At 67.9% G+C, this 22,525-nt stretch carries 19 protein-coding genes and 1 pseudogene; 11 read left to right on the forward strand and 9 right to left on the reverse strand.

Going from position 1 to position 22,525, the window contains the following annotated elements; translation table 11 throughout:
- The 5 genes and pseudogenes from ABZW96_RS15565 to ABZW96_RS15585 all read left to right on the forward strand — a co-directional run.
- Window positions 1-587: pseudogene (locus ABZW96_RS15565) on the forward strand (cytochrome P450); the annotation flags it as partial.
- Complete coding sequence (locus tag ABZW96_RS15570) at window positions 587-1,393, forward strand: SDR family oxidoreductase (RefSeq protein ID WP_355075048.1); 807 nt, start codon at window positions 587-589, stop codon at window positions 1,391-1,393. The pseudogene ABZW96_RS15565 and the gene ABZW96_RS15570, both read left to right, overlap by 1 nt.
- Window positions 1,394-1,402: 9 nt before the next feature.
- Window positions 1,403-1,600 carry a ferredoxin gene (locus ABZW96_RS15575; RefSeq protein WP_355075050.1) on the forward strand — a complete coding sequence of 66 codons (198 nt, stop codon included), beginning with the start codon at window positions 1,403-1,405 and terminating at the stop codon, window positions 1,598-1,600.
- A gap of 139 nt (window positions 1,601-1,739) precedes the next feature.
- Window positions 1,740-3,332 (forward strand): succinic semialdehyde dehydrogenase, encoded by a 1,593-nt coding sequence (locus tag ABZW96_RS15580; protein WP_355075052.1) that lies wholly within the window; start codon window positions 1,740-1,742, stop codon window positions 3,330-3,332.
- 95 nt (window positions 3,333-3,427) lie between these two features.
- Window positions 3,428-3,913 (forward strand): glutathione peroxidase, encoded by a 486-nt coding sequence (locus ABZW96_RS15585; RefSeq protein ID WP_355075053.1) that lies wholly within the window; start codon window positions 3,428-3,430, stop codon window positions 3,911-3,913.
- 218 nt (window positions 3,914-4,131) lie between these two features.
- Here the strand turns inward: ABZW96_RS15585 and ABZW96_RS15590 are convergent, their stop codons facing one another.
- The 3 genes from ABZW96_RS15590 to ABZW96_RS15600 all read right to left on the reverse strand — a co-directional run bounded on the left by ABZW96_RS15590 (window position 4,132) and on the right by ABZW96_RS15600 (window position 8,167).
- Window positions 4,132-5,496, reverse strand: a complete 1,365-nt coding sequence (locus ABZW96_RS15590) for an NtaA/DmoA family FMN-dependent monooxygenase (RefSeq protein WP_355075055.1) — start codon at window positions 5,494-5,496, stop codon at window positions 4,132-4,134.
- Window positions 5,497-5,515: 19 nt separating this feature from the next.
- Window positions 5,516-6,550: an LLM class flavin-dependent oxidoreductase gene (locus tag ABZW96_RS15595; protein WP_355075057.1), complete on the reverse strand. Its 1,035-nt coding sequence runs from the start codon at window positions 6,548-6,550 to the stop codon at window positions 5,516-5,518.
- Between the two features lie 171 nt (window positions 6,551-6,721).
- Window positions 6,722-8,167 carry an MFS transporter gene (locus ABZW96_RS15600; RefSeq protein ID WP_355075059.1) on the reverse strand — a complete coding sequence of 482 codons (1,446 nt, stop codon included), beginning with the start codon at window positions 8,165-8,167 and terminating at the stop codon, window positions 6,722-6,724.
- A 255-nt stretch (window positions 8,168-8,422) separates the two neighbouring features.
- Here ABZW96_RS15600 and car point away from each other — a divergent pair, with 255 nt between their 5' ends.
- Window positions 8,423-11,896: a carboxylic acid reductase gene (car, locus tag ABZW96_RS15605; protein WP_355075540.1), complete on the forward strand. Its 3,474-nt coding sequence runs from the start codon at window positions 8,423-8,425 to the stop codon at window positions 11,894-11,896.
- A gap of 3 nt (window positions 11,897-11,899) precedes the next feature.
- Here the strand turns inward: car and ABZW96_RS15610 are convergent, their stop codons facing one another.
- Window positions 11,900-13,564, reverse strand: a complete 1,665-nt coding sequence (locus tag ABZW96_RS15610; RefSeq protein WP_355075061.1) for a sulfatase-like hydrolase/transferase — start codon at window positions 13,562-13,564, stop codon at window positions 11,900-11,902.
- A 196-nt stretch (window positions 13,565-13,760) separates the two neighbouring features.
- Entirely contained in the window at window positions 13,761-14,450 is a 690-nt protein-coding gene (locus ABZW96_RS15615) for a TetR/AcrR family transcriptional regulator (protein WP_355075063.1), read from the reverse strand.
- Between the two features lie 149 nt (window positions 14,451-14,599).
- Here ABZW96_RS15615 and ABZW96_RS15620 point away from each other — a divergent pair, with 149 nt between their 5' ends.
- The gene (locus ABZW96_RS15620) at window positions 14,600-15,541 is read left to right on the forward strand and encodes an NAD-dependent epimerase/dehydratase family protein (RefSeq protein ID WP_355075065.1); all 942 of its coding nucleotides are present in this window, start codon (window positions 14,600-14,602) and stop codon (window positions 15,539-15,541) included.
- Between the two features lie 446 nt (window positions 15,542-15,987).
- On the forward strand, window positions 15,988-16,431 hold the full coding sequence (locus tag ABZW96_RS15625; RefSeq protein WP_355075067.1) for a nuclear transport factor 2 family protein: 444 nt from the start codon (window positions 15,988-15,990) through the stop codon (window positions 16,429-16,431).
- A 20-nt stretch (window positions 16,432-16,451) separates the two neighbouring features.
- Here the strand turns inward: ABZW96_RS15625 and ABZW96_RS15630 are convergent, their stop codons facing one another.
- Window positions 16,452-17,561 carry a hypothetical protein gene (locus ABZW96_RS15630; protein ID WP_355075069.1) on the reverse strand — a complete coding sequence of 370 codons (1,110 nt, stop codon included), beginning with the start codon at window positions 17,559-17,561 and terminating at the stop codon, window positions 16,452-16,454.
- Between ABZW96_RS15630 and ABZW96_RS15635 the strand changes: the two genes are divergently transcribed.
- Complete coding sequence (locus ABZW96_RS15635) at window positions 17,560-17,769, forward strand: hypothetical protein (RefSeq protein WP_355075071.1); 210 nt, start codon at window positions 17,560-17,562, stop codon at window positions 17,767-17,769. The genes ABZW96_RS15630 and ABZW96_RS15635 overlap by 2 nt on opposite strands.
- A gap of 227 nt (window positions 17,770-17,996) precedes the next feature.
- On the opposite strand, the gene ABZW96_RS15640 is transcribed toward ABZW96_RS15635, so the two are convergent.
- Complete coding sequence (locus ABZW96_RS15640) at window positions 17,997-18,653, reverse strand: serine protease (RefSeq protein WP_355075073.1); 657 nt, start codon at window positions 18,651-18,653, stop codon at window positions 17,997-17,999.
- A 316-nt stretch (window positions 18,654-18,969) separates the two neighbouring features.
- Between ABZW96_RS15640 and ABZW96_RS15645 the strand changes: the two genes are divergently transcribed.
- On the forward strand, window positions 18,970-19,548 hold the full coding sequence (locus ABZW96_RS15645; protein ID WP_355075075.1) for a hemerythrin domain-containing protein: 579 nt from the start codon (window positions 18,970-18,972) through the stop codon (window positions 19,546-19,548).
- Window positions 19,549-19,787: 239 nt separating this feature from the next.
- Window positions 19,788-20,837: an FAD-dependent monooxygenase gene (locus ABZW96_RS15650; RefSeq protein ID WP_355075077.1), complete on the forward strand. Its 1,050-nt coding sequence runs from the start codon at window positions 19,788-19,790 to the stop codon at window positions 20,835-20,837.
- Window positions 20,838-20,898: 61 nt separating this feature from the next.
- Here the strand turns inward: ABZW96_RS15650 and ABZW96_RS15655 are convergent, their stop codons facing one another.
- Together ABZW96_RS15655 and ABZW96_RS15660 are read right to left on the reverse strand one after the other, a co-directional pair.
- Window positions 20,899-21,543, reverse strand: coding sequence for a TetR/AcrR family transcriptional regulator (locus ABZW96_RS15655; RefSeq protein ID WP_355075079.1), 645 nt, complete (start codon window positions 21,541-21,543; stop codon window positions 20,899-20,901).
- Window positions 21,540-22,517, reverse strand: coding sequence for an NADP-dependent oxidoreductase (locus ABZW96_RS15660; RefSeq protein WP_355075081.1), 978 nt, complete (start codon window positions 22,515-22,517; stop codon window positions 21,540-21,542). Before ABZW96_RS15660 ends, ABZW96_RS15655 begins: the two co-directional genes overlap by 4 nt.
- Window positions 22,518-22,525: the final 8 nt, after the last annotated feature.

Genomic DNA, 22,525 nt, shown 5'->3' on the forward strand with positions numbered 1-22,525 from the left:
GATCTGACCTCGGCGTTGCTGGATGCGGAGATCGGCGGTGACCGGCTCACCGATGCGGAGATCATCGGTTTCCTGTTCTTGATGGTGGTGGCGGGTAACGAGACGACCACCAAGTTGCTGGGTAATGCGTTGTATTGGGGTGCGCGTTATCCGGGGCAGTACGCGAAGGTCGTCGCGGATTCGGGTTTGGTGTCGGACTGGGTGGAGGAGACCCTGCGTTATGACACCTCCAGTCAGATGATCGCCCGCACCGCGACCGAGGACCTCGCGTATCACGGTGGGGTGGTTCCGGCGGGGGCGAAGGTGTGTTGTTGCTGATCGGTTCGGCCAACCGGGATGCGGCGGTGTTCGAGGATGGTGACCGTTTTCGTATCGATCGTGCCGATCGGTCCGGGCTGGTGAGTTTCGGGGCGGGTGTGCATTTCTGCTTGGGGGCGCACCTGGCGCGTGTGGAAGCGACGGTGGCGCTGACGGAGTTCGCGTCGCGTGTGCGGTCCTACGACGTCCTCGATTCCGGGATCGCCCGGGTTCATTCGTCCAATGTGCGTGGCTTCGCGCACCTACCCATCACCGTGGAGACCCGATAATGCCAAGATTCGCACCCCATCCGGAGCGCAGGCCCGCGCTCGTCGCCGGCGCCTCCTCCGGGATCGGCGCGGCCACCGCCGTCGCCCTGGCCGAACTCGGCCACCCGGTCGCGCTCGGCGCGCGTCGCGTCGAGCAGTGCGCCGAACTGGCGGACAAGATCCGGGCCGACGGCGGTGCGGCGTTCGCCCATCGGTTGGACGTCACCGAGCCGGATTCGGTGGAGGAATTCGTGCGTGCCGCCGAAGAAGCGCTCGGCCCTACCGAGATCCTGGTCTCCAGTGCGGGCGACATCGAGTTCGGGCAGGCGTACGCGATGGATCCGGAACGATTCGTGCGCCAGGTGCAGGTCCATCTGGTCGGCGCGCAGCGTCTCGTGCACCGGGTGCTGCCCGGCATGCTGCGCAGGCAGCGCGGCGACATCGTATTGATCAGTTCGGATTGCGCCTCCGAGCCGCGTCCGCGCACAGGCGCCTACAGCGCGGCCAAGGCGGGACTGGAAGCGATGGCCGCACAGATGCGTATGGAGCTCGAGGGTAGCGGCGTCCGCCTGTCCCAGGTGCGCCCCGGACCGACCTTGACCGGCATGGGCATGGACTCCACGCCCGAGATCGTCGGCCCGGTGCTGGAGGACTGGAAAGCGTGGGGGTTCGCCAGGCATCCGTACATGTTGCGCGCGAGCGACTTGGCCGCCGCGGTGGTCGCGGTGGTATCCACCCCGCGCGGCTCGCACTTGGTGCTGGTCGAAGTGCAACCCGAGGCGCCGATACGTCCCCTCCCGGACGACGCGGGACCGAACGAACAGTAAGGAGTCACGATGCGAGTGCTCGCCGATCTCGATCTGTGTCAGGGGCATGCCGTGTGCCAGGACGAGGCGCCGGAGGCGTTCCACGTCCCCAAACGCGGCAAAGTCGAGATCCTCGACGCCGCCGCGGACCCGCGGGCCCGCGACGACGTACAGCGCGCGGTCCGATACTGCCCGACCCAAGCGCTGTCGATCGCCACGGACGAATGAGCGGAATTCGTCCCTCGCGGCAGGTAGGCAGGGCGCGGCCGGGCGAATACGATGAATCCAAAATCGGAACGTGTTCTAATTCAGTTGCGCGGTCCGGCCCGGCACCTGCGGCGATGCCCGACGTCATGGAGAAGATCCGATGAGCACAGCACACACCGACAAGGCCGAGAGCACCTTGCCCGCCAGGATCACCGGGGAACTGCTCGCCCGGTTGACCGGCCTGGTCGCCGCCGACGGTGGTGCGGCGCCATATGAGATGACCGAGGTCTACACCGGCGCGCCGGTCGGTGCGCTTCCGCAGTCGTCCCCGCAGGACGTGCTGACGGCGTGCGCCGCCGCCCGGGCGGCGCAGACGGAGTGGGCCGCACTGCCGCTGCGTCAGCGGCTTCGGGTGTTCGAGCGGCTGCACGAACTGATCCTCGGCGAGGTGGAGACCATCGCCGACCTCATCCAGATCGGGTGCGGCAAGACCCGTCGCATGGCCGTCGAGGAATCCTGCGACGTGCCCATGGTGATCAGCCATTACCTCAAGACCGCGCGCCGGGTGCTGCGGCCGAAGCGGCGCGGCGGCGCGATGCCGCTGATCACCTCCTCGATCGAGCAGCACCGGCCCAAAGGTCTCGTCGCCGTGATCGCGCCGTGGAACTTCCCCTTCGCCATCGCCCTGTCCGACGCCATGCCCGCGCTGATGGCAGGCAACGGCGTAGTCCTGAAGCCGGACAACAAGACCGCGCTGTGCGTGCTCTTCGGCGTCGAACTGCTGCACCGCGCCGGGCTGCCCCGCGGCCTGGTCCAGGTGCTGTGCGGTGAAGGGCCCGACATCGGGCCGACCCTGATCGACAACGTCGACTTCGTCATGTTCACCGGCTCGACCGCCACCGGCCGGATCGTCGGCGAGCAGGCCGGTCGCAACCTCATCGGATGCAGCCTGGAACTGGGCGGAAAGAACCCGATGATCGTGCTCGCCGACGCGAACCTGGACGAAGTGGTTCCCGGCGCGGTGTTCGCAGCGTTCGCCAACTCGGGGCAGGCGTGCATGCACATCGAACGGATCTACGTGCACCGGTCCCTCCACGAGGAATTCCTGCGCCGGTTGGTGGCCGCGGCGGCGGAATTGAACGGAAAGATCGGCGGGGCCTACGACTACACGCCGGAGTTCGGTTCGCTGGTCTCCCCGCAGCATCTGGAACGGGTCGCCGCGCACGTCGACGACGCGCGGGCCAAAGGCGCCACCGTGCACGTCGGCGGGCAAGCGCGCCCGGATGTCGGTCCCGCTTTCTACGAGGCCACCGTGCTGACCGGCGTGACACCCGAGATGACCCACGCGACGCTGGAGACCTTCGGCCCGGTCGTCACCGTGTACCCGTTCGACGACGAGCAGGAAGCGGTGCGCCTGGCCAACGCGACCGACTACGGTCTCAACGCCAGCGTGTGGACCCGGGATGCGGCACACGGCGAGCGGATCGCCGCACAGCTGCAAGCGGGCAACATCAACATCAACGACGGCTTCGTCGCGACCTACGCCGCCAAAGGCACGCCGTCGGGTGGAGTGAAGCAGTCCGGAGTCGGCACCAGGCACGGTGACCAGGGCCTGTTGAAGTACACCGATACGGTGAACGTCGGCGTGCTCAAGAAGCAGGTGCTCGCCGCGCGGGCCGGTCAGCCTTACGACAAGCAGCTGAAGATGACCTTGATGTCACTGCGGCTGATGCGCCGGACCAGGTTGCGCTGAAAGCTCGTAGGCCGATGCGCCCGCGGCGGTCGGAAACCCGGTGATCCGGTAGCGTGGCCGTCGGGGTGGATCTACGGAATCGAGAACGGATACCTATGAGCCTTCGAGAAGTCCCGCTACGCACGCTGTCCGGCGAGTCGACGACCTTGGCCGACTTGGTCGGCGACCGCGCCGTGCTGCTGGTGAACGTGGCCTCGAAATGCGGGCTGACACCGCAGTACTCCGGCCTGGTCGAACTGCACGAGTCCTACGGCCCGCGCGGTTTCAGCGTGGTCGGCGTGCCGTGCAACCAGTTCATGGGGCAGGAGCCCGGCACGGCGGAGGAGATCCAGCAGTTCTGTTCCACCACCTACGGCGTCGACTTCCCCTTGCTGGAGAAGACCGACGTCAACGGCGACCAGCGCCACCCCCTCTACCAGACCCTGGCCGACACCCCCGACGCCGAAGGCAACGCCGGCGACATCCAATGGAACTTCGAGAAGTTCCTCATCGACCGCGACGGCAAGGTAGCGGGCCGCTTCCGCCCCCGGACCACCCCCGACGCACCAGAATTGGTCGCCGCCATCGAATCCGTGCTCTGACCGAACGCGAAACCGGAGCCGCCGTCCATCCAGGACGGCGGCTCCGGTCGTATCCACTCACGAATGGCGCATCGCTGCGGCGAATCGCGAGTAGACCTCTCGATGGCGTGCCACTCGACAACTTCGGGCCCGATCGGTCGCGCGGCCTCCGGGCACAGGCGTGCGGAGTGGTTGCCGAGCCGTCGCACAAGTTGGGCGGCGGCTCGGCTGTCGTGCGATCAGGAGCGGCGGGTGAGGGGTTCGCGTAGGCCGAGGTGGGCGCGGAGGGTGGTTCCGGTGTATTCCGTGCGGTAGACGCCGCGGTCTTGGAGTTCGGGAACGAGCCAGTTCACGATTTCGTCGAGGCCGGTCGGGACCAGGTAAGGGGAGATGTTGAAGCCGTCGGTCGCGCCGTGGCGGACCCAGCGGGCCAGTTCGTCCGCGACCTGGGTGGGGGTGCCCGCGAAGCCGGAACGTTCGGTGGAGGCGATCACGACTTCGCGCAGGGAGAGGTTTTCCGCCTCTGCCCTGGCCCGCCATTCGCGGGCGATGGCGATCGGGTCCTGTCCGGAACGCGGTGCGCCTCGGGTCTCCGAGATCGGGCGGGGCTGCGGATCGTCCGCGGGCAGGGGACCGTCGGGGTCGAGGCCGGACAGGTCGCGGCCCCAGATCTGGCCGGCCAGCGACAGCGCGGTCTGGCCGGTGTACTGGCCGCTCTTCACCCAGCGCACTTTCTCCTCGACCTCGGATTCCTTCTCCGCGAGGATGATCTGCGTGCCGGGCAGGATCCGGATGTCGTCCTCGGGGCGGCCCGCCGCGCGCAGGCGTGTACGGATGTCGTTCGCGAAGGCCAGCGCGTCGTCGAAATGCGTTCCGTGCCTGGAGAAGATGACATCGGCGTGCGCAGCGGCGAAATCGCGGCCGGTGGGTGAATCACCCGCCTGGAAGATCACCGGATGCCCTTGCGCGCTGCGCGGCAGCGTGGGGGTGATCGTCACGTCGAAGTGCGGGCCGGTCCGCACCACCGGATGGATCGCCTCGGCACGCGCCCACGACGGGCTCTGCTGCGAGGTCGCGATCGCGCCGTCGTCCCAGGCGTCCCAGATCGCCCGCACCGTGGCGACGAACTCCCCGGCGCGCTCGTAACGCAGCGCGTGGTCCAGGAACCCGCCGCGCCGGAAGTTCGCGCCCGTCCAGGCGTTGTCCGTGGTGACCGCGTTCCAGCCCGCCCGGCCACCGGACAGCAGGTCCAGGCCGCCGAGTTTGCGCGCCAGGTCGGCGGGCTCGTTGTAGGTGGTGTTCTGGGTGGCCACCAGGCCGATGTGGCGGGTGACGCCCGCCAGCGCGGCGAGCTGGGTGATCGCGTCGGGGCGGCCCGCGATGTCCAGTTCCAGGATCGCGCCGTCCTGCTCGCGCAGGCGCAGGCCCTCACCGAGGAAGAACGCGTCGAACAAGCCGCGCTCGGCGGTCTGCGCGACCCGGCGGAAGGTTTCGAAGTCGATCTGCGAGCCGCTGGACGGGTCGGACCAGATGGTGGTGTGGTTCACGCCCTGGAAGAAGACGCCGAAATGGACCTGGGCGTCGGGACGCGGGAAGTCGGTCACGGAAACGATCTCCTGACGATCAGCGGGTGGTCGCGTAGCGGTTGGCGGGGCGGTTCAGGCCGAGGTTGGCGCGCAAGGTCGAACCGGGGATCGGGCGGTGCGCGACGCCGGTGCGCAACAGCGCGGGGACGACCTCGCGCGCGAGCACGGGCAGATCCTCGTCGATCACGGCGAGGTGCAGCCGCACACCGTCCAGGTGCGCGCTGAGTTCGGTCAGCAGATCGGTCAATTCCCCGGCCGATCCGGAGAACGCCAGGCGGCCCGGCGAACCGGAGGATTCGCCGAATCGCTGTGCTGCGTGCGTGCCCGGAACGTCCAAGGTCACTTCGACTTCGGCGAACGCGAGCGCGGCACCGCCGGAGTCCGCCGCCACGGCCGCCGCGACGGAATCGGCGGCGACGAACCGGACGTCGACCTCGCCTTCGGTGCCGAACACCACGGGCTGACCCTGTGGCGGCCGCGGCACGATCGCGGGTCCCTTCACCGAGAAGGTCTCGCCCTGGAAGTCGATGTAATGCAGCTTGTTCCGGTCCAGGAATCGGCCGCTGGCGTAGTCGCGGATCACCGCGTCGTCTTCCCACGAGTCCCATAGGCGACGGGCCACCTCGATCGAATCCCGTTGCTCGCGGGCCAGATCGGCGTCTTCCGACACCGGTCGACGTCCCCAGGTGGCGGCGGCGCGCGGATCGTCGACGCGCTCGGCGATCCATCCGGCCCGTCCCCGCGAGGCGTAGTCCAGCGACGCCACCTGCGATGCCGTGTGGAACGGTTCGGCGTAGGTGGTGGCGACGGTAGGAACCAGACCGATCGTGCTGGTCGTCGCCGCGACGAAGGACGCCCGCGTCACCGCGTCGATGCGACCGGGAATCTCCTGCCCCGGCAGGATCGAGTCGGCGAACGTGGCCAGGGTGAACCCGGCGTTCTCGGCGGCGGCTACCCGCCTGTGCACGGTATCCGCGGTGAGCAGGCGGTCCGGCGCGTGTGCCGCCCGCCGCCACGCCTCGGGGCGGAACCCCTCTCCGTCGAGTTCTACACCGAGCGCGAAAACGCCCATCCCGCACCTTCTTTCATCCCGCGAACGATGACGCGACGATCGGTGGCCCGAGCCGGGCACGATGCGGCTCGGGCCACCTTCGGCGCACCCCTTGCGAGCATGCGCGCAAGGGGCGGCCGATCGCGATGGTTTGCGTCGCGATGATTCGAAGGTTGTCGAACGGAGGGTCGGCTACCGTGCCGCACGAGCCGCGAAAGCGGCCGCCAGCAGGACCGTGACGCCCTCGGCGATCGCGGTGCCGCCGAGCGCATGCGCCGCACTGCGCACCGTGCTGCCCGCGAGGCCGAGGAACAGCGACCCGAAACCGGCGATCCCGACCACCACGCCGAGTTGCACGTTGGTCACCAGGATGCCGCTCGCGTCGGCCGCCAGGCTCATCGGGACCTTGGCCAGCGTGCGGGTCATGAGCGGACTGAAGGCGATACCGTTGCCCGCGCCGCACAGGCCGAGCAGGGTCAGCGCGAGCGGTCCGACCTCGCCGCCGTCACGTAGCAGCACGCCGAGGGCGACCATGCTCACCGCCCCGACGACCAGGCCGAGCGGGATCATCACCGGATGGAACCGGGCCGGGACGCGTTCCCAGTTCAGGCTGGCGACGGCGAAGGTCACGCCGAGGGGGACGAACAGCAGTCCCGCGTGCAGCGCGCTGTAGCCCAGCGTGCTCTGTAGGTGGATCGCCATGACGAACATCCAGCCGCCGAAGGTCGCCATGGTCACGAACAGCGCGACCGCGGCGGGCACGAGGCCGGGCGCGGTGAGTACCGCCCGCGCGAACAGGGGCTCGCCGCCACGGGTGGCGACGACCCGCTCGATCGCCACGAACGAGGCGAAGCCGAGCACGCTGGCGGTCAGGGCGATCCACGACCACAACGGCCAATCCAGCTCCCGCCCCAGGACGAGCGGCAACACCAGCATCAGCACCGACGCGGTGAGCGTGGCCAGTCCCGGCAGATCGAGCTTGCGCTCGAGCCGCTGGGCCGAGGACGGCAGGATGCGCGGCGCCGCCGCGAGCAATACGAGGCCGATCGGCACGTTCACCAGGAACACGCCGCGCCAGCTGCTGCCGAAGAGATCGGCGTTGACGATCAGCCCGCCGAGGACCTGTCCGGCGACCATGCCGCCGGAGATGATGGCCGAGTAGACGCTCAGCGCCCGCGCGCGGGCATCGCCGGTGAAGGTGCGCTGGATGAGCGTCATGATCTGCGGCACCATGGCCGCCGCGCCGACGCCCTGGGCGAACCGGAAGACGATCAGCGATGCCTCGTTCCAGGCCAGACCGCAGGCCAGCGAGGAGAGGGTGAACAGCGCGAGTCCGGCGATGAACGCGCGGCGCTGGGTGAATCGGTCGCCGAGGCGCGCCCCGGTGACCAGCAGGACGGCGTAGGCGATGACGTACCCGGCGACGATCAGCTGCAGCGCCGCGCCGCTGGTGTGCAGGGAATTGCGGATGGAGGGAATGGCGACGTTGACGATGGAGGCATCGAGCACCGCCATGAACTGCCCGGTGAGAATGACGGCGAGGAGGGCAAGCGAACGCCGCGCTCCCAGCACGGCCGGTGCGGCCGCGGCCGCGGCGGCCGTCGTCGCCGCGGGCCCCGGCGATATGGTCTGTGTCATGCATCGAGCATGCGGTGCGGCGGGCACCGGTAACAGGAGCCCGATAACACTGGTACCGACAGCACCAGGCTGAGTGTGCGGCACAACGCAATACCGAGTAGTTTCCGGACCTTCCCGACACCGTGTCCAGTGTCACAGACGTGCGCGGCGGCTATTGCCTGACCAAAGTACTTAGTCGAGCTAACGTGTTTAGGAAGGCGCGTTCAAGGACCGAAGGAGGTCGTCGTGGCACCCGAAACACGCGGGGAGCGGCTCATGCGCCGCATCACCCGGCTATATGCCGAATACGACGACATCCGCAACGCCACACCGCGTGCGGACGTCGCCGAGAAGATTCGCGACCCCGGAGCGGGGCTCGCTCAGATCGTCGAGACGGTGATGGTCGGCTACGCCGACCGGCCCGCCGTCGCCCAGCGCGCAACCGAGCTGCGCACCGACGAGACCGGACGCACCACGCTGACGCTGCTGCCGCGGTTCGACACCATCACCTACGGCGAGCTGTGGGAGCGCGTGCGCGCGGTCGCCGCCGCATGGCACGGTGACGCGGACACACCGCTGCGGGCAGGCGACTTCGTGGGCATCCTGGGCTTCACCAGCAGTGACTACACCACGCTCGACCTGGCCTGCATCCACCTCGGCCTGGTCGCGGTACCCATGCAATCCAGCGCCCCGGTCGCCCAGCTCACCGCGATCGTGGCGGAGACCGAGCCGCGGGCGCTGGCGGCGACACCGGAACTGCTCGACACCGCGGTGACGTGCGCGCTGTCGGAGTCCGGGCCACAACGGCTGGTCGTCTTCGACTACCACCCGGAAGACGACGACCAGCGGGCGGCGTTCGACGCGGCCCGCGCGCGGCTGGCCGACGCGGGCAGCGCGGTGCGCGTCGAATCGCTCGACGAGGTGCTGGCGCGCGGCCGGACGCTGCCGCCTGCGCCGCTGTTCGTCGCCGAGCCCGGCGAGGACCCGCTGGCGCTGCTGATCTACACCTCGGGCAGTACCGGAACCCCGAAAGGCGCGATGTACAGCCAGCGGCTGGTCGCCAGGGGATGGGTGAACCGGCCCGACGTCGCCGCGATCAACTTCAACTACATGCCGATGAGCCATGTGGCCGGTCGCGGTTCGCTGACCGGCGTGCTGGCGCGCGGTGGCACCGCGTACTTCGCGGCCGAGAGCGATATGTCGACGCTGTTCGACGACATCGCGCTGGCCCGGCCGACCGAGCTGTTCTTCGTTCCGCGCGTGTGCGACATGGTCTTCCAGCGCTACCAGAGCGAGGTGGACCGGCGCTACGGACCCGGTGTGGACCGCGTCGCGCTGGAAGCGGAGGTGAAAACCGAACTGCGCGAACACTTCCTGGGTGGACGGCTGGTCATGGCGATCTGCGGGAGCGCCCCGGTGTCGGCGGAGATGAAATCGTTCGTCGAGTCGGTGCTCGATCTGGAGTTGCACGACGGCTACGGATCCACCGAGGCGGGCGGCGTGGTCGTCATCGACGAACGGGTGCAGCGGCCGCCGGTACTGGACTACAAACTCGTCGACGTCCCCGAGCTGGGCTACTTCCGGACCGACAAGCCGCATCCGCGCGGCGAGCTGCTGTTGAAGAGCAGCACCCTGATCTCCGGGTACTACAAGCGGCCCGAGGTCACGGCAGAGGTCTTCGACTCCGACGGCTTCTACAAAACCGGCGACATCGTCGCCGAACTCGCCCCGGATCACCTGGTCTACGTCGATCGGCGCAACAACGTGCTGAAACTCTCCCAGGGCGAATTCGTCGCGGTCTCGCGCCTGGAGTCGGTCTACGCGACCAGTCCGCTGATCCGGCAGATCTTCGTGTACGGCAGCAGTGAACGCGCCTATCTGCTCGCCGTGATCGTGCCCACCGAGGACGTGCTGGCCTGGGGCGATCCCGAGAAGATGAAGACGGCGCTGAGCGACTCGCTGCGACAGCTGGCCAAGGACGCCGAGCTGCAGTCCTACGAGATCCCGCGCGAGTTCCTGATCGAGCCGGAACCGTTCACCACCGCCAACGGGTTGCTGAGCGGCATCGGGAAGCTGTTGCGGCCCAAGCTCAAAGAGCACTACGAGCCGCGCTTGCAAGCACTCTACGCCGAGCAGGCCGCCGGGCAGGCGAACGAACTGCTCGACCTGCGCCGCACCGCGGATCACCTGCCCGTGCTGGAGACGGTGAGCCGCGCGGCGAAGGCCGTACTGGGCTGCGCGGACGCCGATCTGCGCCCCGACGCGCACTTCGGCGACCTCGGCGGCGATTCGCTCTCGGCGCTGTCGCTGTCGAACCTGCTGCACGAGATCTTCGAGGTCGAGGTGCCGGTGTCGGTGGTGATCAGCCCGGCCAACGGTCTGCGCCAGGTGGCGGCTTACATCGCGGCCGAGCGCGCCTCGGGGACGCGGGGCGCCACCTACGCCTCGGTGCACGGCGCCGGGTCGCAGGTCCGCGCCGCCGATCTGACCCTCGACAAGTTCCTCGACGCCCGCACCCTCGCCGAGGCGCCGAATCTGGCGCGCCCCTCCGCAACCGTGCGCACGGTGCTGCTGACCGGCGCGAACGGCTACCTCGGCCGTTTCCTGTGCCTGGAATGGCTGCGACGGATGCACGACAGCGGAGGCACGCTGGTCTGCCTGGTCCGGGGTTCCGACGCCGCCGCGGCGCGCAAGCGACTCGACAGCGCCTTCGACACCGGAGACCCCGGCCTGGTCCAGGAATTCCAGGATCTGGCCGCCGCGCATCTGGAGGTGATCCCCGGCGACATCGGTGATCCGAACCTGGGGCTCGACGATCGGACCTGGCAACGGCTGGCCGAACAGGTCGACGTGATCGTGCATCCCGCCGCGCTGGTCAACCACGTGCTGCCGTATCGGCAACTGTTCGGCCCCAACGTGGTCGGCACCGCCGAGTTGATCCGTCTCGCCCTGACCACGCGGCTCAAGCCGTTCACCTATCTGTCCACGGTCGCCGTGGCCACGCAGATCGACTCGGCCGTCTTCGCCGAGGACGGCGACGTCCGCGAGCTCAGCGCGGTGCGCGCGGTGGACGACAGTTACGCCAACGGCTACGGCAACAGCAAGTGGGCAGGCGAGGTGCTGCTGCGCGAGGCCAACGACCTGTGCGGGCTTCCGGTGGCGGTGTTCCGGTCGGACATGATCCTCGCCGACCGGCGTTACACCGGTCAGCTCAACGTGCCCGACATCTTCACCCGGCTACTGCTGAGCCTGCTCGTCACGGGGATCGCGCCGTTCTCCTTCTACCGCACCGACGCGAACGGTCAACGCTCGCGCGCCCACTACGACGGCTTGCCCGCCGATTTCACCGCCGAGGCGATCACCATTCTCGGCGCGACGGCGGGGACGGGTTTCCACAGTTTCGACGTGCTCAACCCGCACGACGACGGCCGCTCGCTCGACGAGTTCGTCGACTGGCTGATCGAGGCGGGCCATCGCATCGAGCGGATCGCCGATCACGGCGAGTGGGTCACCCGATTCGAGACCTCCCTGCGGGCGTTACCGGAAGCTCAGCGCCAGGCCTCCGTGCTGCCGTTGTTGCACGCCTATCGACGACCGGCCCCGGCCGTTCGTGGCTCGGCATTGCCCGCGGAGAAATTCCGTGCTGCCGTCCGAGCCGCGAAAATCGGCGCCGATCAGGATATTCCGCAGATCTCCCGGGAGCTGATCGAGAAATACGTCACCGACCTGGGCGTGCGGGGCTTGCTGTAGGAGCTAGGACGGCTTCGGCACGGCATCGAGCAAGGCGTTGCCGATGCGTTCGGCTTGGATCAACACGTTCGTCTGCGCCGAGAGGTAGTCGCCGATGCCTTCGTCCTGCGCTGCCCGCAGATACGGCGGCAGCGGTTGCTGGATCTCGGTGCGAATGACGTTGTCCAGCAGCGACTCCATCTCGCCGCGCAACGGATTCCCGGTGGCGGCTTGGTTGTCGAGTTCGAGCCTGCCGCCGTCGGTGCTGTAGTCGTAGAGCTCGAATTCCTGTGCGGCCGCCGGGTCGATCTGGATCCGGCCGTGCACCCAATGGGAATAGGAGGCGAATTTCGCGTCCGGGGTGCGCACCATCGCGACGTGGCCCGGGGCGTTCTGGTCGAACAGCATCGCGGCTTCCTCGATCGAAGCCTCGTCGGTGGTATGGGCGACCCATGGCCTGCCCGCGGCTCCCGGGTTGCGGCACAGCGCGGCGATGTCGAGACGCCCGCTGAGATGTTCGTAGCGTCCGTCGCCGCGCCATTCGTCGCCGCCGGTGCCGATGGTGAGCAGCAGGGGAGTGAAATCGACACTGGAAGTGAGCTGGTCCCTGGTGCTCGTCCCGTTCACCGGGCTCAAGTGACCGCGCGGATCGTGGACGTAGAGCGGGACGCGCAGCGCCTCGTCGTAGGCGGCGCCGCCTTTGCCGTGCAGGCCGTGGGAGCCCGCGTAATCACCGTGGTCGGAGGTGAAGACGACGACGGTGTTGGCGGCGACGTCCGGACGCGACTGCAAGGTGTCCAGCACGCGGCCGATCTGGATATCGACCTGCTGCTGCGCCCACAGATACAGATTGCGCATCTCGATCCAGGCCTGCATGGCTTCCGGCGTTCCGTAGGGCGCCGCTCCGAACGCTACCGCCGAGACCTCCACCAGCGCCATCTGCAGGCGCGGTTTGCGCGAAAGTTGTTCGAGCGACTCGAAATTGGGCGGCAGCTCGTTCATCCAGCGTGGGATGTCGGCGTTGAACTGGTCGCGACGGGTCCAGCGCGGCCACCATTGGATGTCGTGCGGGTTGACCAGCGACACCGTCGTGCACCAGGGCGCATTGCCGGAATCGTTGTGGAACCAGTCGACGAATTGGTCGACGATCTTCGGATCCATTTGCAGCCCTTGACCCGGCGCGCCGTTCGGTGAGGGATAGGTGCCGCCGTGGAATCCGTAGGCTTCGAGCGCGCCCGGTGTGCGATCCGGGTAGCTGCCGAGATGCCACTTGCCCCAGTATGTGGTGGCGTAACCGTGGTCGCGCAGCATGGACCCCCACGTCGGGAACAGCGGCGACAACGTCGATTCCGACACGACCATGACCCCGGTCTGCTGCGCGTAGAGGCCGGTCAGCAGGCAACCCCGGGCGGGTGTGCAGTCGTTGGCCGCCGTGTAGTGATTCTCGAACGACACGCTGCCCCGGCGGATCCGTGCGATGTTCGGCAGCACGGCGTCCAGCGTCTGCTGGTCGGGAAACCATACGGGTGTCCGCATCTCGTCCACGATGATCACCAGGATGTTCGGCTTGTCCGGATCGGTGTCCGCTCGAGCCTTGCCCGGCGCGGCTCCGGTCGTGACGGCGGCCGCGGCCGTGGCCGAAGTGGCCGCACTGGACAGAAATCCCCTGCGAGTGAACGAGCTCGGCAATGTTCCTCCACGAATGAGTCGTGTTCGGTCGAATGGAACGCGGAGAATCTCGGTGCTGTGTACCGTAGCGCCGCCCGGCGTGCGCTACCCGCACGCCGGTGCGGACACGCCGCCATGTCGTCGTACAGATGAGCTGGTCGGACCGGATCGAGACCGGGCTGCGAAGAAGGCGGCGAGGAGACCGCCGGAGGCCGGGTTACGGCAGGCCGACCAGGTCGGCCATCACGTTCATGTGGTGACCGAAGTATTCGTCGCGGGCGTCGATGGTTCCGTTCAGGCGGCCGAAGATCTCGAAGCTGATCAGGCCGAACAGCTGGGTCCAGCCGACGAAGACCCGGTCGAGCACGTCTTCGGGCATGTCGGCGGGCGGCTTCTGCTCGATGAGTCGGCGCAGGTCGGTGCGGACGGGCGCGGGCAGCGGGGCCGGAAGCGGTGGCGGTGTCAGTTTTCCCGCCCCCTCCTGCGCGATGGCGACCAGCCGGAAGACAACGGCCGTGGCGGGGGCCACGGTGTCCTCGGGTGCGAAGTATCCGGGTACCGGGCTGCCGTAGAGCAGTCCGTATTCGGCCGGATGGGCCAGCGCCCAGTCTCGCACCGCCGAGCACACCGCCAGCCACCGGCCGCGTAGATCGGCGGTGGGAACCTTCGCGTCGGCGGTTTCGGCTTCGGCGGCCAGGGCGCGGTAGGCGTCGAGAATCAAGGCGGTCAACAGGTCGTCCCGGCTCGGGAAGTAGCGGTAGAGCGCGGACGGAACGATGTCCATATCCCGTGCGACCCCGCGTAAGGACAGGTTCGCGCCGTCCACGGCCAACCGTCTGCGCGCGACCTCTTTGATCTCCTCGGTCATCTCGGAGCGGATGCGGGCGCGTAGGGATCGGGCGGACATCTCCCCAGTGTAGAGAACAAGCAACCGATAACAGAACATATGTTGGTTCGGTGAACAGTGCTCTTGACTTCACGCATTGTTCTGACTTACGGTGAAGCCGCATTGAGAACACTGTTCTCTAAACGGAACGCCCGACAGGATGGATTGCCATGGTTCTGCACGTTGTCATCGGAGCCGGCCCGGTGGGCGCGACCACCGCCGCGTTGCTCGCCGCACGCGGCGCCCAGGTGCGCGTGATCACCCGGCGCGGCGTCGGCCCGGATCATCCGCTGATCGAGCGCGTCGCCGCCGACGCCACCGACTCGGCGGCATTGATCGGGCATTGTGCGGGCGCGGAGGTGATCTTCCAGTGCGCGCAGCCTCCGTATCACCGCTGGGCGAGCGACTTTCCGCCCCTGGCCGCCGCCGTGTTGCAGGCGGCGGAGGCTACCGGCGCCGCGCTGCTGAGCGTCGGAAACCTCTACGGCTACGGTCAGGTCGACGGTCCGATCAGCGAACAGCACCCGCTGCGTCCCAACAGCGTGAAAGGGCGCGTGCGCGCGGAGCTCTGGACCGAGGCGCTGGCGGCGCACGAAGCGGGCCGCGTCCGCACCGCCGAAGTACGCGGATCGGACTACCTCGGCGCCGGAGCGACGTCGGCGTTCACCGTCGCGGCGCTGCCCGCCGTGCTGGCCGGCCGCCGGGTGCTGTTCCCCGCCGATCCGGACGCCGCGCACAGCTGGACCGACGTCACCGACACCGCACGTACTCTCGTCGCGGTCGCCCACGACGAAAACGCTTGGGGCCGCGCTTGGCACACGCCCACCGCGCCGCCGATGTCCCTTCGCGAACTCGCCGGGCTCGCGGCGACGGTCGCGGACGCGCCGCCCGCGCGGGTGAGCCGGATGCCCGCCGCGGTGCTCTGGGTCGGAGGGCTCTTCGATCCCAACGCCCGCGAGATGCGCGAACTGCGGTATCAGTTCGATCGTCCGTTCGTGATCGACTCCTCGGCCGCGACCGCGGCCTTCGGCATCGAGCCGACGCCCACCGCGGAATCACTGCGCGCCACGATCGCCGCCCTTCGCGACGAGGCGTCCGCATCCATCGACTGACGTCCGGCGGACGATTCGTGGGGAGGGGACCCCGAACACGTCGTGGCGGACGAAGGCCAGGCGCTCGCTCGGGTCCGAGGAGTCATGAGCGGACCGGGCGCCGCGCCGCTACCGCCTGTCGGGAAGCGACCTCGTGCGACCCACAGGATGATTTCGACCTAGCTGCCGGGAACCACGGCCGTCACTCAGGGTCGCGGCCGCCGCGCGAAAGTGGATCTCGGTAGTCGCGCTCGCCGTCGGCGTGCTCATGCCCACTCCTCGGGTAGTCCCTCGATCAGCCGCGATGGGGTGTCCGACGCCGTCCGGACGGCGTCGGCCGGGTAGCGTCGACAACCTCGCCTATGACGAGAGACACCGGGGGAGAGGTAACACAACCGATCCCCGGTCTATCAGGATGGCTGATTCCCGCCAGCGCGGGCGGGGTGGCGGTGACCAGGATCGTGCGCATGACAACTGATGTGATGAGCACCCTGAGGGCCTTCTACGCGTCGGAGGCGGCATATCTGACCGACGGGTCCGGGTTCGAGGAAACGGCCCGGCATCTGGCGCCGGATGTGGTCATGCGCCAGGCGTCGAGCCTGCCCTATGGCGGCGATTGGCATGGACACGACGGATTCCGGAGATTCCTCGCCGCGATGCGAGAGAGCTGGGACGGCTTGTGGTTCGACGAGCAGCATTTCCTCGACGACGAGGCCAGCGTCGTGGTCTACAGCCGGGGTCGTCTACGTGCGCGGCGCACCGGACGGATACTGGAAACCTCACTGCTGCAATGGATCAGCTTTCGAGACGGCCTGATCACCGAATTCCGGCCCTACTATCACGACACTTCGGCGGTCCTGGCCGCCCTGACCGAAGGGCCGTCGGCCGTGCAGCCTCCGTCGGCCGATTGACCGATCCCCTGGCCGAACGGCTAATACCACTTACCCGGATAAGAACCATTCGGGCTGTGGTACAGGACTCCGGTCTCGTAGCAGACGAATTCACCGCGGGTGTCGAAGCAGGTCGCATAGTTGTTCGAGACTTTGCCCGAGATCACCAGGATCCAGTCGCCGATGACATCCATCGGGCGCTGATGCCATCCGCTCGCGACTTTGTTCAGTGTCGTGAGGTCTATGACGGGGCTGTCATCGGCGTTTTGGATGTAGAGATACTTGCCGGCGAGGTAGACGTGCTGGAACCCGAGGCCCGCGGCGTCGTTACCTGACTTCTGGACGACGAACGTCTTCTTGTTCATGTCGTAGACGTTCAGGTAGGCGCTGTCGCTGCCTCCCCGCCCATACGCGAGCAATAGGTTTCCGCTGCGTTGGAACGACTGCGCGAAGGGCGCGATCGGTCCGACGAGCGCGGCGGCAGCCGAATCGAAGTAGAAGAGGTGGTAGTCGGGCCGACCGGCCTGTGCGACGAAAAAGCCGTTGTCCGCCGTCGTATGCGGTGAATCGATGGCCGTTCCGCCCGCGAGGCCGATGCCATCGAACCGCGCGATCTCGGAGCCGTCCTTCGCGCTGTTGAATACGATTCTCTGGCCGCTCTGCGTCCCCAACTCCCTTGCGAGACTCCGACCGTTGTAGCGGTCGCTGTAGAGCTGGCCTTCGTCGAGCTGCCAGGCAACGGCGAGCGTATCGAGGTCGAATCCGACGACGCGCGAACGAACTCGGACGATGAAACCGTATTCTGTCGGGGCCAGCACCGAGAACTTGTCGAGTGCGAGGTCTGCGGGCCAAGGCGCCTGAGCGACAGGTGCTCGATCGTTCACTCCGAACGCTTCGATCCTGGTCGAGTACTTTTCGGCATCCAGACCCGAAGCAGGTGTGCGAACCGAGACTATGTACACGACGCGCACATTTCGAGGCGTACCCATCACCGTGCAGAAGTGGTTGACGAGTTGCTCGGGCGCTTTGAGAATCGGTTGGGGGATCGGCTTGTTCGTGCCGGTCAGCGGATCGAACACCTGGCCGCCGCGGGAGAATTTGTCACCGGCATCGGGAGTGCAGCCCGAGAACACCGTCCCCGGACCGCGCATGCGGTTGTCGCCTTGCAGTAGTGGCACCGTCTCCGGTGGCGGCGCGGCGCTGGACGCCGGTGCGCCGGGGGTTCTGGCGGTTGCGGTCGTTGTCGCGGCGGCCGCCGATCTGGTCGCCGGACCCGGCGAATCGTCGGATGTGGCGCAACCGGCGATCACGACCGCGGCGGCCAGGACGACAGCACCCAAGATTCGTTGCACACACTGACCCATTTCCAACCCCAGACCGTGGACGCACCCGTTCGACCGGGCGTCGGCGGTAGCCTTCACGATCGGTCGATTCGACACCGACCCGAATGTAGAGCATGCGCACCGCATCTGAATGTCAGCTGTTCGACCGATATTCCGGAACCGGAGGCGGGAGAAACGCTGTATTCGGGTCGCTACTGCGATGCCGAAGTTCGCTCGACCCGCGTGCTGGTCACACTGCTGGGATCAGATGGGACGGAATCCGGCGCCGACGTCGTCGCGGGAGTCGATGTCGGCGAGGATGGCGTTGATGTCGGTTCCCACCTCGGGCCCGAGACACCCCATGCCCCAGTAGGCGTTGACCATGCCGACCAGGGTCGAACCGATCACCACCGGCGCGCCGGAATCGCCCTTGAGCACACACATTTGAGTCCAGGTGTCGCTGCCGCGGCCCATCATGTCGCCCCAGGCGACACCGCAGGTTCGGCCGGTCGTGCGGCCCTTCTTGCACACCACGTCGGGAAATCGCGCGGGTGCGCCGAGGCCGTCGATGGCGAAACCACCGACGTCGCGGGCTGGAGCGACCCGCGCGTCATCGAATTGGATGATCGCGTAGTCCAGTTCGTGATCGGCGTAGACGAACCGCCCCAGCACCCCATAGCTGGGATAGGTCACCGACGCCACCTGCGCCCCGGGCTCGCCACAATGCCCCGCCGTCAAACCGACCAGCCTGCCGGCCGCGTCGTAGCCGATGGCAGTGAGCGTGCACTCGGCCCGGTCATCGATCACGATCCCCGATCCACCGCCGATCGGCGGCAACGGCAACTGCGGTACACCGGCCGCCGCACCGGCTCCGACGGAAATCGGGCCGCACACCAGCGCGGCCGCGGAAATCACCTTCATCAGCGAACGAGACACCGTTCCTCCCACCGAGCCGAGCGAACCTCACCACCACCGAGCTACCCACACCTACCACGCGGAAACGGAGGATCGGTCGCAAAGCTGTCGCTCCCGAGGTTCGGTCAGCCGTTTCACGGCGAGGCACTTTGCCGTTGATGCTCGCGATCGGGTATCCATGCGGGTTCCGCGGCGGAATGTGAGCGTCGGGCCGCGGCTCGGTAGTACGTTGTCGTCAGGTTCCCATGGACGTTCCGGCTGCCCGCGCGGCAGTCGGTCGTCGAGTCCAATGCTTACCCGAACGCGGCGTCAGGGAGGAAATGTGGACATTACCGAGCTGATTCTCGATGACCATCACGAGCAGCGGCGGCTGTTCGCGATCCTGGAGCAGATCGATCGCGGGGAAACTGCCGCGCTGTCCGCGATCTGGGACAGACTGGCGGCCTTCCTCGAGCTGCACGCGCAGGCCGAGGAGGAGATCTTCTATCCCGAGCTGCTCCAGGCAGGGATCGCGGCCCGGCGCGCGAGCGGGACGGAGGACGAGACACTCGACGCGATCCACGACCACAACGAGATCAGGGACGCGGTCGCCGAAGTAGCGCGACACCAGGTCGGCACCGACGATTGGTACGCGGCCGTAGCTGCGGCGAACCTGGCCAACAGCGACCATATGGCCGAGGAAGAACGTGAGGGGCTCACCGACTTCCGCCGTCTGGCCGGGTTGGCGCGCCGCCACCAACTCGCCGTCGCCTTCGCCGCCTACGAAGCGAGCAATTACGCCGGCGTCGAGCCCGTAGACAAAGACCCTCTCGGCTATGTCCGCGCGGCGGAGGCGACACTGCGCACCGGGGCGAGTGGATCGCTCAGTGTCGGCAGCCTGAAGCGAATTCCACCGAGCTGAGCACCGTCGATGCGATGGGGGAGCGCATGTCTCGACCGTGCCCACTCGGATTCTGTTGCCTCGAAGAGCTTTTGGATTGGGTGGCCCGCTCTTCCATCGTGAGACGTGCTCTGCGGAGGCGCCATCCCGCGCTCGGTCGATCAGTCCTCGGCGAAGGTTCGGCCGAGCATGGCAATCTGGATGAGTGCCCCTCCCAGCGGGTGGCCGTCGGCACGACAACGCTAGGAGATCGCAGTTACATGGTCAGTGTTATCGGTGGTGGGATCGCGGGTAGTTGCCTGGCCGGTGGTCTCGCGCGGAAAGGTCGTCAGGTAACGGTCTACGAGCAGCAGCGCCCCGGTCCCGGAGCCGGGGCGTTTCTGTTCATCGATGGGCGCGGGCACGACGCGATGGAGGCGATGGGCGTCGATCGTTCGGCGCTGCATGAGGTTTCGTATCCGCTGGCGGGGCTCGACTATGAAGACAGTCGCGGTCGGCGCAGCGAAATGCCCAGTCGCGGTCATCGCTTCTGGTTGCGCCGCAACCTCATGGGTGTGTTGTCGGAGTTCGTCGCCGGCTCCGGCGCGGAGCTGCGCTACGGCGAGCCGATCACCGAGGTGACCTCGGGTGACGACGGCCATGAGATCCGGCGCGGCGCGGACGTCGTCGCCGCCGAGGGACTGGTGGTCGGCGCCGACGGTATCGACTCCGTGGTCCGCGCGGGCCTGGAACCCGGCCGCATCCCGGTCTACGCCGGTGACGTCGTGCTGTACGGGATGACCGGCACGCCATTGGATTCCCCGCCGGCCACCGCACCCGCGGTCCTGCACTTCTTCGCCGAGGTCGCCGAAGACGGCAGTGCCGGTAGTACTTTCGGGCACATCTGGCGCCCAGAGGATCCGGCGGCTCTGTGGTTCGTGCGGATCCCGCGCGAACCCCTGCCCGCTACCCGCGACGATATCGGGATGCGGCCGACCGGTGAATGGGCCGAAACCATCTTGGCCGCAACACCTTCCATCGAGGCGCTGGTGTCGGATTTACTGTCGCACACGGAACTGGTGCACGTCAGCAACGCCCGCGACGTTCCCCTGGACGGAGCGCGCGCGCCTCAGGATTCGGTGCTCCTGATCGGTGACGCCGACCACGCCATCACTCCGGCCGCCGGAGTCGGCGCACGTGACGCGCTCGAGGACGGACGCGCGGTGTTCGAGGCGATCGTCGGCGCCGGCTCACCCGCCGAAGCGATGACGCAGCGCCGCAAGCAGATCATCACCGATCGCGAGGCAGCCCAGCGGGCCCGACGGCGATGATCCGGCATTCGGTCCGCCGCGGTGCGGTCGCTCAGCAGCCTTGCCCACAGTGGCGCTGCACTCAGCGACCGAGATTCGCCGCCAGGATCGCGTCGAGGAGTGCCGGAAGTCGCCGCCCGGGGCCCGCGCTGGAGAACAGGCCCGAGGTGGTGAATGTGCCGACGATCCCCAACTGGAGCTGGTCGGCGAAGGAATCGGGGTCGGGCACGGCAAGGCGTCGACCAAGCCTGCGAAGGCGCATGCCCAGTTCCCGCTCGTGCTGGAGGCAGCGGTCACGGATCTCGTCATGGCTCTCGGAGAATTCGGCCGCCGTGTTGACGAAGGCGCAGCCTCGGTATCCAGGTGATGCCGCCATGTCGGTCATCCACGTGATCTGGGTCCGCAGCTCTGCCTCGGCATCGTCGGCGAACTGCTTCGCCACCTCGTCCCACCGTGCCCACAGTTGCTGGTCGATTCGGTCGAGAACCGCGAGGATGAGCGCGTCTTTGGTGGGGAACCACCGGTAGAGGCTGGCTTTGGCGATGCCGGCGCGGCGCACGACCTCATCCACACCGACGGCATGCACACCGTTGTCGTAGAAGAGTTGACAGGCGATGTCGAGCACCGCTTCTCGAAGCGCCGGCCCACGCAGCCGGGGGGCGCGTGAACCGGCGGTGCCCTGTTGCCGGGGCGGGGCTGCCGGCGTCCCGGTTCGCTGGGTGGTCATTCCGCTGAGTCCGGCATCACGATGACGGCCTTGCCGATGCCGGATCGGCTGGTCACCCACTGCTGTGCCCGACTCGCCTCCGCGAGGCCGAAGGTCGCTCCGATGTGCACGCGCAAGGAACCGGCTTCCGCGAGTTCGGATAAGGCTCTCAGGCCTACGGGATCCGGGTCGACCAAGCAGGACACCGCGTCGATCCCACGCGCATCAGCCTCAGCCCGGTAGTCCGGGACTGCCCAGCCCAAGGCGAGCGCAGCGCAGCCGCCCGGGGCGATCCGGTCGAACAGCCGTAGGGCCAGATCGCCGCCTACGACATCGCACAAGGCGTCGGCCATGTCGATGGCGGCCACCGCCGCGGCGTCCCGATAGTCCACGCAGTCGTCGGCGCCCCATGAGGTGACCAGCGAGTGGTGCTCGGGCCGAGCGAGCGCGATCACTTCCGCATCGAGCGCGCGAGCGATCTGCACGGCGAGGTGTCCGACACCGCCGGAGGCGCCGTCGATCAGGACACGCTTGCCCCGCTCCACCTTCGCCGCTCGGAGCATCTGCCAGGCGGTCAGCCCGCACAACGGCAGCGCGGCCGCCTCCACCATGGTGAGGCCTGCCGGAGCGCGCACCACGTGGTGTGCGGGAGCCGTCACGTACTCCGCGTAAGCCCCGGCCGGATGGGGGAACCGGGCCAAGCCGAAGACCGAGTCGCCGACGCGGTGCCTCGCCACGCCGTACCCGACCGCATCGACGGTTCCCGCCACGTCCCAGCCCGGGATGAGCGGAAGTGTCATCGACTGGACGTAGCCGTTCCCGCGACCGGTGTGCATGTCGACGGGGTTGACGCTGGTCGCCGCGACCTTGATCCGGACCTCCCCGGGAAGCGGCACCGGCCGGGGCAGTTGGCCCACGGCGAGCGGCGCGCCGAATTCGACGTGATGGGCGGCGAGCATCGTGGCAGGCGTCTCCTCCGCGGCTCCGATGATCATGCGCCCGC

The organism is Nocardia sp. NPDC004168, assembly GCF_040610355.1.
GTDB lineage: Bacteria > Actinomycetota > Actinomycetes > Mycobacteriales > Mycobacteriaceae > Nocardia > Nocardia sichangensis.

Bases quoted from the DNA above. Each gene is read 5' to 3' on its own strand.
- ABZW96_RS15615 (WP_355075063.1), bottom strand. From the start codon at position 14,450: ATGTCCGCCCGATCCCTACGCGCCCGCATCCGCTCCGAGATGACCGAG.
- ABZW96_RS15625 (WP_355075067.1), top strand. From the start codon at position 15,988: ATGACAACTGATGTGATGAGCACCCTGAGGGCCTTCTACGCGTCGGAG.
- car (WP_355075540.1), top strand. From the start codon at position 8,423: ATGCGCCGCATCACCCGGCTATATGCCGAATACGACGACATCCGCAAC.
- ABZW96_RS15620 (WP_355075065.1), top strand. From the start codon at position 14,600: ATGGTTCTGCACGTTGTCATCGGAGCCGGCCCGGTGGGCGCGACCACC.
- ABZW96_RS15660 (WP_355075081.1), bottom strand. From the start codon at position 22,517: ATGATCATCGGAGCCGCGGAGGAGACGCCTGCCACGATGCTCGCCGCC.
- ABZW96_RS15640 (WP_355075073.1), bottom strand. From the start codon at position 18,653: ATGAAGGTGATTTCCGCGGCCGCGCTGGTGTGCGGCCCGATTTCCGTC.
- ABZW96_RS15600 (WP_355075059.1), bottom strand. From the start codon at position 8,167: ATGACACAGACCATATCGCCGGGGCCCGCGGCGACGACGGCCGCCGCG.
- ABZW96_RS15580 (WP_355075052.1), top strand. From the start codon at position 1,740: ATGAGCACAGCACACACCGACAAGGCCGAGAGCACCTTGCCCGCCAGG.
- ABZW96_RS15655 (WP_355075079.1), bottom strand. From the start codon at position 21,543: ATGACCACCCAGCGAACCGGGACGCCGGCAGCCCCGCCCCGGCAACAG.
- ABZW96_RS15595 (WP_355075057.1), bottom strand. From the start codon at position 6,550: ATGGGCGTTTTCGCGCTCGGTGTAGAACTCGACGGAGAGGGGTTCCGC.
- ABZW96_RS15585 (WP_355075053.1), top strand. From the start codon at position 3,428: ATGAGCCTTCGAGAAGTCCCGCTACGCACGCTGTCCGGCGAGTCGACG.
- ABZW96_RS15630 (WP_355075069.1), bottom strand. From the start codon at position 17,561: ATGCGCGGTCCGGGGACGGTGTTCTCGGGCTGCACTCCCGATGCCGGT.
- ABZW96_RS15650 (WP_355075077.1), top strand. From the start codon at position 19,788: ATGGTCAGTGTTATCGGTGGTGGGATCGCGGGTAGTTGCCTGGCCGGT.
- ABZW96_RS15575 (WP_355075050.1), top strand. From the start codon at position 1,403: ATGCGAGTGCTCGCCGATCTCGATCTGTGTCAGGGGCATGCCGTGTGC.
- ABZW96_RS15570 (WP_355075048.1), top strand. From the start codon at position 587: ATGCCAAGATTCGCACCCCATCCGGAGCGCAGGCCCGCGCTCGTCGCC.
- ABZW96_RS15635 (WP_355075071.1), top strand. From the start codon at position 17,560: ATGCGGTTGTCGCCTTGCAGTAGTGGCACCGTCTCCGGTGGCGGCGCG.